The sequence below is a fragment of the Blastococcus sp. KM273129 genome, from assembly GCF_021698995.1.
Taxonomy (GTDB): Bacteria; Actinomycetota; Actinomycetes; order Mycobacteriales; family Geodermatophilaceae; genus Blastococcus.
In genome coordinates this window covers 38,524-51,857 of the sequence record NZ_SSXB01000003.1, presented here as the reverse complement: position 1 = coordinate 51,857, position 13,334 = coordinate 38,524, and the positions used below count along the sequence as shown (strand labels likewise).

At 74.6% G+C, this 13,334-nt stretch carries 12 protein-coding genes; 7 read left to right on the top strand and 5 right to left on the bottom strand.

Going from position 1 to position 13,334, the window contains the following annotated elements; all coding sequences use genetic code 11:
* Positions 1-12: 12 nt before the first annotated feature.
* Positions 13-1,230: an EAL domain-containing protein gene (locus tag E9565_RS01840; RefSeq protein ID WP_236833946.1), complete on the bottom strand. Its 1,218-nt coding sequence runs from the start codon at positions 1,228-1,230 to the stop codon at positions 13-15.
* A 113-nt stretch (positions 1,231-1,343) separates the two neighbouring features.
* Between E9565_RS01840 and nucS the strand changes: the two genes are divergently transcribed.
* The 3 genes from nucS to E9565_RS01825 all read left to right on the top strand — a co-directional run bounded on the left by nucS (position 1,344) and on the right by E9565_RS01825 (position 4,190).
* The gene (gene nucS, locus E9565_RS01835; RefSeq protein ID WP_236824658.1) at positions 1,344-2,015 is read left to right on the top strand and encodes an endonuclease NucS; all 672 of its coding nucleotides are present in this window, start codon (positions 1,344-1,346) and stop codon (positions 2,013-2,015) included.
* Positions 2,016-2,099: 84 nt separating this feature from the next.
* Positions 2,100-3,881 (top strand): 3-hydroxyacyl-CoA dehydrogenase family protein, encoded by a 1,782-nt coding sequence (locus E9565_RS01830; protein WP_236824657.1) that lies wholly within the window; start codon positions 2,100-2,102, stop codon positions 3,879-3,881.
* 3 nt (positions 3,882-3,884) lie between these two features.
* The gene (locus tag E9565_RS01825; RefSeq protein WP_236833945.1) at positions 3,885-4,190 is read left to right on the top strand and encodes a hypothetical protein; all 306 of its coding nucleotides are present in this window, start codon (positions 3,885-3,887) and stop codon (positions 4,188-4,190) included.
* A 9-nt stretch (positions 4,191-4,199) separates the two neighbouring features.
* On the opposite strand, the gene E9565_RS01820 is transcribed toward E9565_RS01825, so the two are convergent.
* The 4 genes from E9565_RS01820 to mce all read right to left on the bottom strand — a co-directional run bounded on the left by E9565_RS01820 (position 4,200) and on the right by mce (position 8,795).
* Positions 4,200-5,357 (bottom strand): class F sortase, encoded by a 1,158-nt coding sequence (locus E9565_RS01820; protein ID WP_255725559.1) that lies wholly within the window; start codon positions 5,355-5,357, stop codon positions 4,200-4,202.
* A 134-nt stretch (positions 5,358-5,491) separates the two neighbouring features.
* On the bottom strand, positions 5,492-6,733 hold the full coding sequence (locus E9565_RS01815; RefSeq protein WP_236824655.1) for a hypothetical protein: 1,242 nt from the start codon (positions 6,731-6,733) through the stop codon (positions 5,492-5,494).
* Positions 6,734-6,889: 156 nt separating this feature from the next.
* Positions 6,890-8,221 carry a crotonyl-CoA carboxylase/reductase gene (gene ccrA, locus E9565_RS01810; RefSeq protein WP_236833944.1) on the bottom strand — a complete coding sequence of 444 codons (1,332 nt, stop codon included), beginning with the start codon at positions 8,219-8,221 and terminating at the stop codon, positions 6,890-6,892.
* Positions 8,222-8,333: 112 nt separating this feature from the next.
* Positions 8,334-8,795 (bottom strand): methylmalonyl-CoA epimerase, encoded by a 462-nt coding sequence (gene mce / locus E9565_RS01805; RefSeq protein WP_236833943.1) that lies wholly within the window; start codon positions 8,793-8,795, stop codon positions 8,334-8,336.
* A gap of 211 nt (positions 8,796-9,006) precedes the next feature.
* On the opposite strand from mce, the gene E9565_RS01800 reads away from it, so the two are divergent.
* The 4 genes from E9565_RS01800 to E9565_RS01785 all read left to right on the top strand — a co-directional run bounded on the left by E9565_RS01800 (position 9,007) and on the right by E9565_RS01785 (position 13,322).
* Complete coding sequence (locus E9565_RS01800) at positions 9,007-10,197, top strand: acetyl-CoA C-acetyltransferase (RefSeq protein WP_236824652.1); 1,191 nt, start codon at positions 9,007-9,009, stop codon at positions 10,195-10,197.
* Positions 10,194-11,216, top strand: a complete 1,023-nt coding sequence (meaB, locus tag E9565_RS01795; RefSeq protein WP_236833942.1) for a methylmalonyl Co-A mutase-associated GTPase MeaB — start codon at positions 10,194-10,196, stop codon at positions 11,214-11,216. The genes E9565_RS01800 and meaB overlap by 4 nt, the downstream gene beginning before the upstream one ends.
* A 62-nt stretch (positions 11,217-11,278) precedes the next feature.
* Positions 11,279-12,748, top strand: coding sequence for an NAD(P)/FAD-dependent oxidoreductase (locus E9565_RS01790; RefSeq protein ID WP_236833941.1), 1,470 nt, complete (start codon positions 11,279-11,281; stop codon positions 12,746-12,748).
* 58 nt (positions 12,749-12,806) lie between these two features.
* Positions 12,807-13,322, top strand: a complete 516-nt coding sequence (locus E9565_RS01785) for a MarR family winged helix-turn-helix transcriptional regulator (protein WP_236824649.1) — start codon at positions 12,807-12,809, stop codon at positions 13,320-13,322.
* The last annotated feature ends 12 nt before the right edge of the window (positions 13,323-13,334 follow it).

Genomic DNA, 13,334 nt, shown 5'->3' with positions numbered 1-13,334 from the left:
TCCCCGGGGAGCTCAGGCGGGCGATCCGCCGAGCACCTCGGCCGCCGGCCGCGGGCGGCCGAGCAGGTACCCCTGCCCGTAGCGGACCCCGCGGGCGACGAGGACGTCGCGCTCCTCGGTGTGCTCGACGCCCTCGGCCACCAGCCGCGCGCCGGTCTCGTCGGCGAACGCCACCATCGCCGAGGTCATGGCCTGCCGGGCGGGGTCGGTGTGCAGCCCCACGACCAGCCCGATGTCGAGCTTGATGACGTCGGGGTCCAGCCGCAGGATGTGCCGGAGGCTGGCGTAGCCGGCGCCCGCGTCGTCCACGCTCACCGCGACGCCGGCGCGGCGGAGCCCCCGGGTGACCGCGACGACCGCCTCGTAGTCGTCGACGCGGCTGTGCTCGGTGATCTCCACGGCCAGCGGGCACCCGGCGTGCTCCAGCAGCGCGTCGACGACGGTCGGGCAGAGCAGGGCGTCCGGTGAGAGGTTGACCCCCAGCGTCAGCCCATCGGGCAGCCGGCCGGCCCCGGCCAGCGTCGCGCGCAGCGCCGCCTCCTCGAGCTCGACGCCGACCCCGACCGCGGCGGCCTCGGCGAACAGCGCCGCGGGCCCGTCGCCACCCCAGCCGGGGAAGCGGCTGAGCGCCTCGTACCCGGCGGTGCGCCCGGTCGTCAGCTCGACCACCGGCTGGAGGTGGACCTCGACCGCACCCTGCGCCAGGAAGGCGCGCACCCGGGCGCGGCGGGCGGCCAGGTCCGGCGCGGTGCCGGCACCGGCCTGCCGGAAGTGGTCGCTGATCAGGTCGGCCAGCAGCTCGACGGTGCGGACGGACTCGCCGTCCAGCTGCGCGCCGGCGTCCCGGCTGAGGCAGCAGAGCATCCCGATGGGGCGCGCGTCGGGCCCCCGGACCGGGGCGCCGACGTAGGAGCCGATGCGCAGCTCGCCGGTCACCTCCAGGTCGCGCGTCCGGGGGTCGCGCCCGGCCCCGGTGACGACGGCGGGCAGCTGGCCGCTGAGCACCCGCACGCAGTAGGAGCCCTCCAGCGGCGCCCGCATGCCCTCCTGGACGTTCATGGCGTCGAGGGCACCGGTCGCGGCGGTGATGAGCTGGCTGCCCTCGGTGAAGAGCGACACCCAGGCGACCTCCATGCCCAGCCGCGTGCGGGCGGCGTCGAGCAGCCAGTGCACCCAGTCGCCGGCCGGCCGGTCCGTCTGAGGGGTGCCGGTCGCCGCCGCTGCGCTCACGCCCCCATTCTGGGACGCCGGGGGCCCGGAGGACCACGCTTCCGCACCGGCGTCTTTCCGGAACTCGGCACCGGGTCCGGCCACCCGCCGCGGCGCGGGTAGCGTCGGCGCCCGTGCGCCTGGTCATCGCCCGCTGCTCGGTCGACTACGTCGGTCGGCTCACCGCCCACCTGCCCATGGCGACCCGCCTCCTGCTGGTCAAGGCCGACGGCTCGGTGTCAATCCACGCCGACGACCGCGCCTACAAGCCGCTCAACTGGATGACACCGCCCTGCACGCTGAAGGACGAGCTCGTCGACGGCAGCGGCACCTGGACGGTCACCAACAAGGCCGGCGAGCAGCTGATCATCACGATCGAGGCCGTCGAGCACGACCACGCGCACGATCTCGGCGTCGACCCGGGGCTGCAGAAGGACGGCGTCGAGGCGGAGCTGCAGCGGCTGCTCGCGCTGCACGTGGAGACCTTCGGGCAGGGGTGGTCGCTGGTGCGCCGCGAGTACCCGACCGCCATCGGCCCGGTCGACCTGCTCTGCCGGGACGCCGACGGGGGGACCGTCGCCGTCGAGATCAAGCGCCGGGGCGAGATCGACGGCGTCGAGCAGCTCACCCGCTACCTGGAGCTGCTCAACCGCGACCCGCTGCTGGCCCCGGTCAAGGGCGTGTTCGCCGCGCAGGAGATCAAGCCGCAGGCGCGGGTGCTCGCCCAGGACCGCGGCATCGACTGCGTCACCGTCGACTACGCCGTGCTCAAGGGCACCGACGACCCGTCCCAGCGCCTGTTCTGAGCGGGCCGCCCGCAGAGGGGCCGGGGACCGCCGTCCGCCGTGATGAGAGACTTCCCGCCATCACCGGCGATGGGAGACGGCAACGTGGCCAGGGAACTGAACGAGGTCGGCGTCGTGGGGCTGGGCACCATGGGTGCCGGCATCACGGAGGTGCTCGCGCGGGCGGGGCTGTCGGTCACCGCCGTCGAGACCGGTGACGAGGCGCTGGCCCGCGGCCGCGGCCACGTCGAGCAGTCCACCGACCGGGCGGTCGCCCGCGGCAAGCTCGACCCCGCCGACCGGGACGCCATCTTCGAGCGGATCCGCTTCTCCACCTCGCTGGAGGACCTCGCCGACGCGGAGCTGGTGATCGAGGCCATCCCGGAGCGGATGGAGCTCAAGGCCGACGTCTTCGCCAAGCTGGACAAGATCTGCCCGCCGGACACGATCCTGGCGACCAACACCTCCAGCCTCTCGGTCACCGAGCTCTCGGTGGTCACCGGCCGCCCGAGCAAGGTCATCGGGATGCACTTCTTCAACCCGGCGCCGGTCATGAAGCTCGTCGAGGTGGTCCGCACCGTCGTCACCGAGCCCGAGGTCGTCGAGACCGTCGAGGCGCTCGCCGACCGCCTGGGCAAGGTGGACGTGACGATCGGCGACAAGGCCGGGTTCATCGCCAACGCGCTGCTGTTCGGCTACCTCAACCACGCGGTGTCGATGTACGAGAACCGCTACGCCTCGCGCGAGGACATCGACGCCGCCATGCGCCTGGGCTGCGGCCTGCCCATGGGCCCGCTGTCGCTCATGGACCTCATCGGCATCGACACCGCCTACGAGATCCTCGACACGATGTACAAGCAGTCGCGGAACCGGCTGCACGCCCCCAGCCCGGTGATCAAGCAGATGATGACCGCCGGCCTGCTGGGCCGGAAGTCAGGCCGCGGCTTCTACACCTACGCCGAGCCCGGCTCGGCCGAGGTCGTCCCGGACGACCGGACGCCCACCCCGGGTGGTGCCGCGGCCGGTGCCCGCGACGTGCGGACCGTCGGCGTCGTCGGCTCGGGCACGATGGCCACGGGGATCATCGAGGTCGTCGCCAAGGGCGGGTACGACGTGCGGTTCGTCGCGCGCTCGCCCGAGAAGGTGGAGGCCGTCACCACGGCGCTCGGCAAGTCGCTGGACAAGCAGGTCGTGCGCGGTCGCCTCGAGGAGGCGGCGAAGGCGGAGATCCTGGGCCGGGTCTCGGGGACGACGTCGCTGGACGACCTCGCCGACCGCGACCTGGTCATCGAGGCCGTCGTCGAGTCGCTGCCGGTCAAGGAGGCCCTGTTCGCCAACCTCGGCGAGATCGCCAAGCCGGGCGCGGTGCTGGCCACCACCACCTCGAGCCTCCCGGTCATCGAGTGCGCGAAGGCCAGCGGCCGCCCGGCCGACGTCGTGGGCATGCACTTCTTCAACCCTGCGCAGGTGATGAAGCTCGTCGAGGTCGTCTCCACGATCTCCACCGCACCCGACGTCGCCGCCACCATCCACGCCGTCTCGGCGCAGCTGGGCAAGCACGCCGTCTCCTGCACCGACCGCGCCGGCTTCATCGTCAACGCGCTGCTCTTCCCCTACCTGAACGACGCGGTGAAGATGCTGGAGGCGCACTACGCCACCGCCGACGACATCGACGCCGCGATGAAGGTCGGCTGCGGCTACCCGATGGGGCCCTTCGAGCTGCTGGACGTCGTGGGTCTCGACGTCTCGCTCGCGATCGAGAAGGAGCTCTACACGGAGTTCCGGGAGCCGGGCTTCGCGCCGGCCCCGCTGCTGGAGCACCTGGTGACCGCCGGCTACCTCGGCCGCAAGACCGGCCGCGGGTTCCGGGACTACGCCGGTCGCTGACGGGTGCCCCGTCGCCGTCCCCGGGCCGGTCCCCGACCTGCTGGCCGGGAACCGGCCCGGCGCGTCGACCCGGTCGAGGAGGCCGGCGACGGCGACTGGGTCGTCCGGCCGATCACCGGTGCCGCCACCGGCAAGACCTACCGCTGCCCGGGCTGCGACCAGGAGATCCGCCCGGGCACGCCGCACGTGGTGACCTGGCCGGCCTACGTCCGCGACTCCGACCTGGACCCGTGGGACGTCGACTCGGCGGCCGACCGCCGGCGGCACTGGCACACCGCCTGCTGGCGCTCGCGGCAGCGGCGCAGGTAGCGGCCGCGCTCAGCCGGTCAGCCGGGCCGAGACCACCACGTTGTCCCGGTAGCTGCCCGTCGCCGCGTCGAACGCCCCGCCGCAGGTGATCACGCGGAGCTCCGCGGCCGGGGTCGGGGCGTAGACGGCGTCGCCGGGGAACGCGTCCTTCGCGTACCGCTCCACGGCGGTCACCCGGAACCGGGCGACGCCGCCGTCGGCTCCTTCGACCAGCACCTCGTCACCAGGGGCTACCCGGTCGAGCCGGCCGAGCGCCCCGGGGCGTCCCGCCCAGTCGACGTGCCCGGTGAGCACCGCGGGGCCGGTGGCGCCGGGCCGGGCGCTCCCGGTGAACCAGCCGACGAGGGCGGGGTCCGCCGGCGGGGAAAGCGCGCCGCCACCGTCCAGCCCGGCGCCGACCACCGACGCGTCGATCCCGGCGGCCGGGACGTGCAGCCGCACCGGCGCTGCCGGCACCGGCCGCGCCGCCGCGGGTCCCCCGACCGCGGCGGAGACGGCGCGGAGCAGCCGGCCGGCGAGCGGGCCCGGCGGGCCGCCTCCTGCATCGACCCCGCCCGCGGGTCGCACCGCGGGACCGGTGGCGTCGGCCACGACCCGCAGCTCGATACCACCCCCGGGTCGTGCCAGGACCAGCACCGTCCGCACCGAGCCCGCGGGCAGGTCGACCTCGGCGTCGTCGCCGGTCGAGGGCAGGCGGGCGCGGTACCGGCCGCCGGGCACCGTCACGGGGGTCGCGGCGCCCGGGGAGCGCAACTGCTCGGCGAGCGGCGGCCCACCGTCGAGCACGACGTCGAGGGGGCCGGTGCCGGGCGCCGCCCCGAGCACGCGCACCCGCGCCGCGCCGGCGGGCGGGGCGCTGAGGTCGTCGTCCAGCGGCTGGAGGGCGAGGTCGGCGAAGGCGCCCGCGAGCGTCACCGTGCGGGCCTGCCCGGCGGAGAGCTCGAGCCGGGCCGAGAGCACCGGCGGCGTCGTGGCGGGTGAGCCGGCGGCCCGGACGCTGACCGCGTACGCACCCGCGGGCAGCTCGGCGAAGGCGCTCACCCCGCCGTACCCCATCCCGGTGGCGAGATCGGGGCCGGGATCGGTGAGCACCTCACCGGGCGGTGCCGCGGGCGTCAGCGAGACGTCGACCGCCGGGGTGTCGGGGGAGAGGTGGGCGACCCGCAGGAGCGCGGTACCGGTCTCCCCGGCCGCAGCGCTCGCCGGTGCGGCCAGGCCACCCAGCAGGACCGCCAGCGCGAGCGCGAGGAGGCCGGCGCGGACCGGGGAGCGGCGCCGGGTGCGCGGGGAGCCGACCTGCGTCAGGAGCGGCCGACCGGCTCGTCGACCGACTCCTCCGACTCCTGCCCGGCAGGGGCCGTTCCGGCGGTCGGTCGCGGGGGCAGGGGGAGCGCGCGCGTCGTCGGCTCGGCCCGCTGGACGGCCGGGAAGGTGGCGGTCACCGGATCGGAGCGGGTGGGCTGGCGGGCCGCGGCAGCCTCGCCCTGAGGAACCTGCACCGCGGGCTGCTGCCCCGTCTGCGGCCCGCCGGCCGGGGCCGGTGCCTCCGGACGCTCGGGCTCCGCGGCCCGGACCGGCTGGGGTGCGGTGGCCGGCTGCGCCGCGGGCTGCTGGGGAGCCGCCTGCTGGGGAGCGGTCTGCGGGCGAGCGGGCTGCTGGGGGGCGGCCTCGGGGGTGCGGGCGGTCGGCTGCGGGCGGCGCTCGGTGCCGGCGTCGGCACGCGCATCGTCGCGGGGGCCCTGCGGGCGGTCCCCGAGGTCGGGCAGGTCGTCCAGCAGGCGGCGGGCCTGGACCAGCCGGCTGGTGAGCTCGTCGCGGACCTCGCGGATGGCCTCGGCGCGGGCCTCGGCGTCGGCCACGAGCTGGGCGGCATGCTGCTCCGCGGCGGCGATGCGCTGGCGGGCGGCCTGCGTGGAGACGCGCTCGCGCTCCTCCTCGGCCCGGGCGGCCTCGGCGCGGCGGGCGCGCTGGGCGATGTCGAAGTCCTCCTCGACCTTGGCGCGACGGGCCTGGGACTCGGCGTCCAGCCGGGCGACCCGCTCCTGCGCCTTGGCGACCAGCTCGTCGGCTCGCTGCTGCGCCTTCTGCGCGATCTGCTCGGCGCTCTGCCGCGCCTCGGCGATCATCCGCTCCACCTCCGCCTGGCCGGCGGCGTGGCGTTCCAGGAGCGCCCGCTCCTCGGCGGCCGTCTGCTCGCGCACGGCCATGGCGTCGGCCTCGGCGGCGCGGCGGATCTCCGCGGCCTCCTCCTCGGCGAGCTGCAGCATGTGCTGGATGCGCTCGCTGATGTTCTCGAAGGTGGGGGCCGCGGCGTTCGCCGCCTTGCGGCGCAGCGTCTCGATCTCGCCGTGGAGCGCCGACAGCTGGCTGGCCAGGTCGGAGGAGCGCGCGACGGCGGCGTCGCGGTCGGCGAGCGCGATGCGGAAGTCCGCCTCGAGCCGTTCGATCGTGTCGGCGACCTGGCTGCGGTCGTACCCCCGCAGGACCACGTCGAACGAGTGCTGGGCCTCGTGCACCGGCATGTCGCGGCGGGGGTCGTTCATGGTCGCCATCCTCGCAGAAGGGCAGGGGCTCGTCACCGTCCCGGGCGGGGTCGGTCCCAGATGTCCCGGGCGTCCCGGCCGACACGCCGGGCGGTGCGCGCAGGGGGCCGGGCCGCGAGCGCGGCCCGGCCCCCGGTGAGCCTCTGGACGGGGTCCTCAGATGCCGCGGAAGCGGTTGATCGCGTCGATGTGCTTCGCGCGCTTCTCGGCGTCCTTGACGCCCAGCCCCTCCTCGGGGGCGAGGGTCAGGACGCCGACCTTGCCCTGGTGGGCGTTGCGGTGGACGTCGAGGGCGGCCTGGCCGACCTGCTCCATCGGGTAGACCTTCGACAGGGTCGGGTGGATGAGGCCCTTGTCGATGAGCCGGTTGGCCTCCCACGCCTCCTTGTAGTTGGCGAAGTGCGAGCTCAGGATCTTCTTGAGGTTCATCCAGAGGTACCGGTTGTCGTACTCGTGCATGTAACCGGTGGTGGACGCGCAGGTGATGATCGTGCCGCCCTTCTTGGCCACGTAGACGCTGGCCCCGAAGGTCTCCCGGCCGGGGTGCTCGAAGACGATGTCGACGTCCTCGCCACCGGTCAGCTCGCGGATCTTCTTCCCGAAGCGCTGCCACTCCTTCGGGTCCTGGGTGTCCTCGTCCTTCCAGAACTGGTAGCCCTCGGCGGAGCGGTCGATGACCAGCTCGGCGCCCATCCGGCGGACGATCTCGGCCTTCTCCGGGCTGCTCACCACGCACACCGGGATGGCGCCGCCGTTGAGCGCCATCTGGGTGGCGTAGGAGCCCAGGCCGCCCGAGGCGCCCCAGATGAGCACGACGTCGCCCTGCTTCATGTTGGCGCCGTTCTTGCTCACCAGCTGGCGGTAGGCGGTCGAGTTGACCAGCCCGGGGCTCGCCGCCTCCTCCCACGACAGGTGCGCGGGCTTGGGCATGAGCTGGTTGCTCTTGACCAGCGCCAGCTCCGCGAGGCCGCCGAAGTTGGTCTCGAAGCCCCAGATGCGCTGCTGCGGGTCCATCATCGTGTCGTCGTGCCCGGCCGGGTCCTCGAGCTCCACCGAGAGGCAGTGCGCGACGACCTCGTCGCCCGGCTTCCACTTGTTGACCCCGGGGCCCACGCGCAGGACGACGCCGGCCAGGTCCGAGCCCACCACGTGGTAGGGCAGGTCGTGCCGCTTGGTGAGCTCGGAGACGCGGCCGTAGCGCTCGAGGAAGCCGAAGGTGGAGACCGGTTCGAAGATCGACGTCCAGACGGTGTTGTAGTTCACCGACGACGCCATGACGGCCACGATCGCCTCGCCCGGGCCGAGCTCCGGCGTCGGGACCTCCTCGACGTGGAGGGACTTGCGCGGGTCCTTCTCCTTGGTGGGCAGGCCCACGAACATGTCCTGCTCGTCCTTGCGGACCAGCACGGCGCGGTAGGACTCCGGCACGGCCAGGCCGCCGAGGGCGTCCAGCTGGTCGGCGAGGATGGCGTCCCTGATCTCGTTCACGCGTTCTCCCGGGTCATCGGTGGCCGTGGTCGGCCGGGCTCGGAGGGCGGTGCGGGTGCGGAGAGGTTACCGATGGGTAACCGCTGGCTCCGGGGTGGTCGGTGCGCGGTGGTCAGTGCGAGCTCGTCGCGGCCGGCTCGACGAGCTCGACCAGGACGCCGCCGGCGTCCTTGGGGTGGACGAAGTTCACCCGGCTGTCCGACGTGCCGCGCTTGGGCGTGTCGTAGAGCAGCCGCAGCCCGCGCTCGCGCAGCGTGGCGCTCACCGCCTCGACGTCGTCGACCCGGAAGGCGAGTTGCTGCAGCCCCGGCCCGGAGCGGCCGATGAACTTGGCGATGGTGGACTCCGGGGTCAGCGGCGCGAGCAGCTGGATCCGCGTCTCGCCGTTGCCGACGGCGAGCATGGCCTCGCGGACCCCTTGCTCCTCGTTGGTCTCCTCGTGCACCGAGTGGACCCCGAAGGCTCGGGCGTAGAAGGCGATCGCCTCGTCCAGGTCCGGGACGGCGATGCCCACGTGGTCGATGGTCGTCAGCAGGCCCTCGGGCAGCCCGGGGCGCTCGGCGTCGGTGCTCACGCAGGCATAGTGCCGTCAAGACGTCTGAGACGACAGCTCGGTGTGGTGGGCCTCACGCCGGTGCCGTGACCCGGGCCACTCGATCGGCCCTGCCGCCCGTCGGGCGGCCGTCCTATCCTTCCCGGAAGGCCCGACGCCGCGCCGGCACCACCGTCGCGGTGCGTCCCGACAACGAGGTCGCCACCGGCGGCGGCCCGGCACTGGAGGCAGCATGTCCCGCTCGGTCATCGTCAGCGGCGCCCGGACCCCGATGGGCCGGCTGCTCGGCTCGCTGAAGGACTTCTCGGCGGCCGACCTCGGCGGCGTCGCCATCAAGGCCGCGCTCGAGCGGGCCGGCATCTCCGGCGACCAGGTGGACTACGTGATCATGGGCCAGGTCATCCAGGCCGGCGCCGGCCAGAACCCCGCCCGCCCGGCCGCGGTGGCCGGCGGCATCCCGATGTCGGTGCCCTCGCTGACCATCAACAAGGTCTGCCTCTCCGGCCTGAACGCCATCGCGTTGGCCGACCAGCTCATCCGCGCCGGCGAGTACGACGTCGTCGTCGCCGGGGGCATGGAGTCCATGACCCAGGCGCCGCACCTGCTGGCGGGCTCCCGCACCGGCACCAAGTACGGGGACACCAAGCTCATCGACTCGATGGCCCACGACGGCCTCTCGGACACCTTCGACCAGGTGGCGATGGGCGCGCTCACCGAGCAGGCCAACAGCCGGTACGACCTGACCCGCGAGGAGCAGGACGAGTTCGCCGCCGCCAGCCACCAGAAGGCCGCGCGCGCCGCCAAGGACGGGATCTTCGACGAGGAGATCACCCCCGTCCTCATCCCCCAGCGCAAGGGCGACCCCATCGAGTTCCGCGAGGACGAGGGCATCCGCCCCGACACCACCGCGGAGAGCCTGGCGAAGCTGAAGCCGGCCTTCGCCAAGGACGGCACGATCACCGCCGGCACCGCCTCGCAGATCTCCGACGGCGCCTGCGCGGTCGTGGTCATGAGCGCCGAGAAGGCCGCGGAGCTCGGCTGCACCGTCATCGCCGAGATCGGCGCGCACGGCGTCGTCGCCGGCCCGGACGCGACGCTGCAGAGCCAGCCGTCGCGGGCGATCCAGAAGGCCTGCGAGCGCGAGGGCATCGACCCGAGGTCGCTGGACCTGGTCGAGCTGAACGAGGCCTTCGCCGCGGTCGGCATCGTCTCCACCCGCGAGCTCGGCATCGACCCGGAGAAGGTGAACCCCAACGGTGGCGCCATCGCCCTGGGGCACCCGGTCGGCATGAGCGGGGCGCGGATCGTCCTGGACCTGGCGCTCGAGCTCCGCCGCCGCGGCGGCGGCGTCGGCGCCGCGGCGCTCTGCGGCGGCGGCGGTCAGGGCGACGCCCTCATCCTGCACGTGCCCGCGAAGGCGTGACGGACGGCCTCGCCGTCCAGCCCGACGCCCCCACCGGCCCGCGCGGCCGGCGGGGGCGCCGGGCCGTCGACGTCCCGACCTTGGTCGAGCGCGCCCGCGAGGGCGACGCCCGGTCGGTGGCCCGGCTGATCTCGCTGGTGGAGGACGCCAGCCCCGCGCTGCGCGAGGTGGCCGCCGCGCTGGCGCCGCACACCGGGAAGGCCCAGGTGATCGGCCTCACCGGCTCGCCCGGCGTGGGCAAGTCGACGTCGACGACGGCGCTGGTGCGCGCGTTGCGGCAGGCCGGCAAGCGGGTCGGGGTGCTCGCCGTCGACCCGTCGTCGCCGTTCTCCGGGGGCGCGCTGCTGGGCGACCGCGTGCGCATGCAGGACCACGCCGGCGACAGCGGCGTCTTCATCCGCTCGATGGCCTCCCGCGGGCACCTCGGCGGGCTCTCGTGGGCCACCCCGCAGGCGCTGCGCGTGCTCGACGCGGCCGGCTGCGACGTCGTGCTCATCGAGACCGTCGGGGTGGGGCAGTCGGAGCTGGAGATCGCCTCGCTCGCCGACACCACGCTCGTCCTGGTCGCCCCCGGCATGGGTGACGGCATCCAGGCGGCCAAGGCCGGGATCCTCGAGGTCGCCGACGTCTTCGTGGTGAACAAGGCCGACCGGGACGGTGCCGACCAGACGGTCCGCGACCTCCGCTACATGCTCTCCCTCGGCGGCCGGCACTCCGAGGCCGGGCACTGGCGCCCGCCGATCTGCCGCACGGTCGCCGCCCGCGACACCGACAACGGCGTCGACGAGGTGCTGGCCCGGATCGAGGAGCACCGGCAGTGGCTGGAGTCCTCGGGCGAGCGGCACCGCCGGCGCAGCGAGCGGGCCGCGCGCGAGATCGAGGCGATCGCGCTGGCCACGCTGCGCGAGCGCATGGGCGACGTGCGCGGGTCCGCGGCGCTCGGTGCGCTGGCCGACGCCGTGGTGGGCGGCGGGACCGACCCCTACCGCGCCGCCGACGAACTGCTCGGCCAGCTCTAGCCTCTGACCGAGCAGGTCGGTCGCCCACCCGCCAGGATGGGGCGGGTGAACGGACTGCGGCAGTGAACGGCAAGCCGGACGCCGTCGTCGTCGGCGCGGGCCCCAACGGGCTGGCCGCCGCACTCCGGCTCGCCGCCGCGGGCCTGCGGGTGCAGGTGGTCGAGGCGGCCGGGCGACCCGGCGGCGGGATGCGCACCGAGGAGCTCATCCGCGCCGGGTTCCACCACGACGTCTGCTCGACGGTGCAGCCGCTGGCCGCCGCGGCACCCTTCTTCCGCGAGTTCGACCTGCCGTCGCGCGGGGTCCGGCTCGTCCACCCGGACGTCAGCTTCGCGCACCCGCTGGACGGCGGCCGCGCGGCGGTCTCCCACCGCTCCCTGGAGCGAACCGCGGCCGGGCTGGGCGCGGACGCCGACGCCTACCGCCGGCTGTTCGAGCCGCTCGTGGAGCACGGCGGCGACATCGTCGACTTCTTCCTCACCAGCCGGCTGCGCAGCCTGCCGACGCGCAGCCCCGTGCAGATCGCCCGGTTCGGGCTCACCGGCCTGCCCGACGTCCGCTGGCTGGCGCACCGGTACTTCGACACCGCCGAGGGGCGCGCGCTGCTGGGTGGTGCCGCGGCCCACGGGATGCTCGACCTCCGCCGGCCGCTGACCTCGGCGCTGGGCATGCTGCTCGCGATGCTGTCCCACCACGTCGGGTGGCCGCTGGTCGAGGGCGGGTCGCAGCAGCTCGCCGACGCCATGGTGACCGCCCTCGAGGAGCAGGGGGGCGAGGTGGTCACCGGGCACCTGGTCACCGATCTGCGGGAGTTCGAGGGGGTGCCCGCGGTCCTGCTCGACACCACGCCCGACGCGTTCGTGGCGATGGCCGGCGACCGGGTGCACGAGGGCTACCGCCGCTGGGTCCGGCGCTACCGGCACGGCGCCGGCGTCTTCAAGATCGACTGGATCCTCTCCGAGCCGGTGCCCTGGGCGAACGCCGACGTCCGCCGTGCCGGCACGGTCCACGTCGCCGGCACCCTGGAGGAGACGATCGAGGGGGAGCGGGCGCCCAACGAGGGCCGCCTCACCGACCGGCCCTACGTGCTCGCCGTGCAGCCGACGGTGCCCGACCCCAGCCGGGCGCCGGACGGCGGGCACATCTTCTGGGCCTACGTGCACGTCCCGCACGGCTCCGACGTCGACATGACCGAGGCGATCGAGCGGCAGGTCGAGCGGTTCGCACCCGGCTTCCGCGACACGGTCGTCGACCGCCACACGAAGAGCGCCGTCCAGATGGAGCAGTGGAACCCCACCTACCTGGGCGGTGACATCTCCAACGGGCAGACCACCCTCCGGCAGATGCTCGCCCGGCCGGTCCCGCGCTGGAACACCTACAAGACGCCGGTCCCGGGGGTGTACCTCGCGTCCTCGGCGACCCCGCCCGGTCCGGCCGTCCACGGCGCCTGCGGCGACCAGGCCGCGCGCGTCGCCCTGCGCGAGGTGTTCGGCGTGCGGCACGTCCCCCCGCTCCGGCCGCCGCTGCGCTGACCCGCGTGCGTCCCGCGGTGATCCGGGGCGTCCGGGGCGCGCAGGTACCGTGCCGCGCATGGTCCGACCGCTGGGGCTGCCGTTCGACCCGATCGAGCGCGCCGGGGAGAAGTGGGAGACGCACTTCGGCCCGTCGTCGGCGATGCGGGCGGCGACGTCGGTCTTCCGCGTGCAGCAGATCCTGCTGGCCCGCTTCGACGGGGTGCTGCGCCCGCTGGAGCTGACCTTCGCCCGCTACGAGGTGCTGGTGCTGCTCACCTTCAGCCGGTCGGGGGAGCTGCCGCTGAAGGTGATCGGCAGCCGGCTCATGGTGCACCCGACGAGCGTCACGAACGCCATCGACCGGCTGGCCGCCGCCGGGTACGTCGACCGCCGCCCGAACCCGGCCGACGGCCGCGGCGTCCTGGCCGCGATCACCGAGCGCGGCCGTGCCGTCGTGGACGAGGGGACCCGGGCGCTGACCGCGATCGACTTCGGCCTGGCGGACCTGGCGGAGGACGAGCAGGAGGCGCTGTTCACGACGCTGCGCCGCGTGCGGCTGGGTGCGGGCGACGTCGCCGGCGACTCGCCGTGACGCTCGACACAC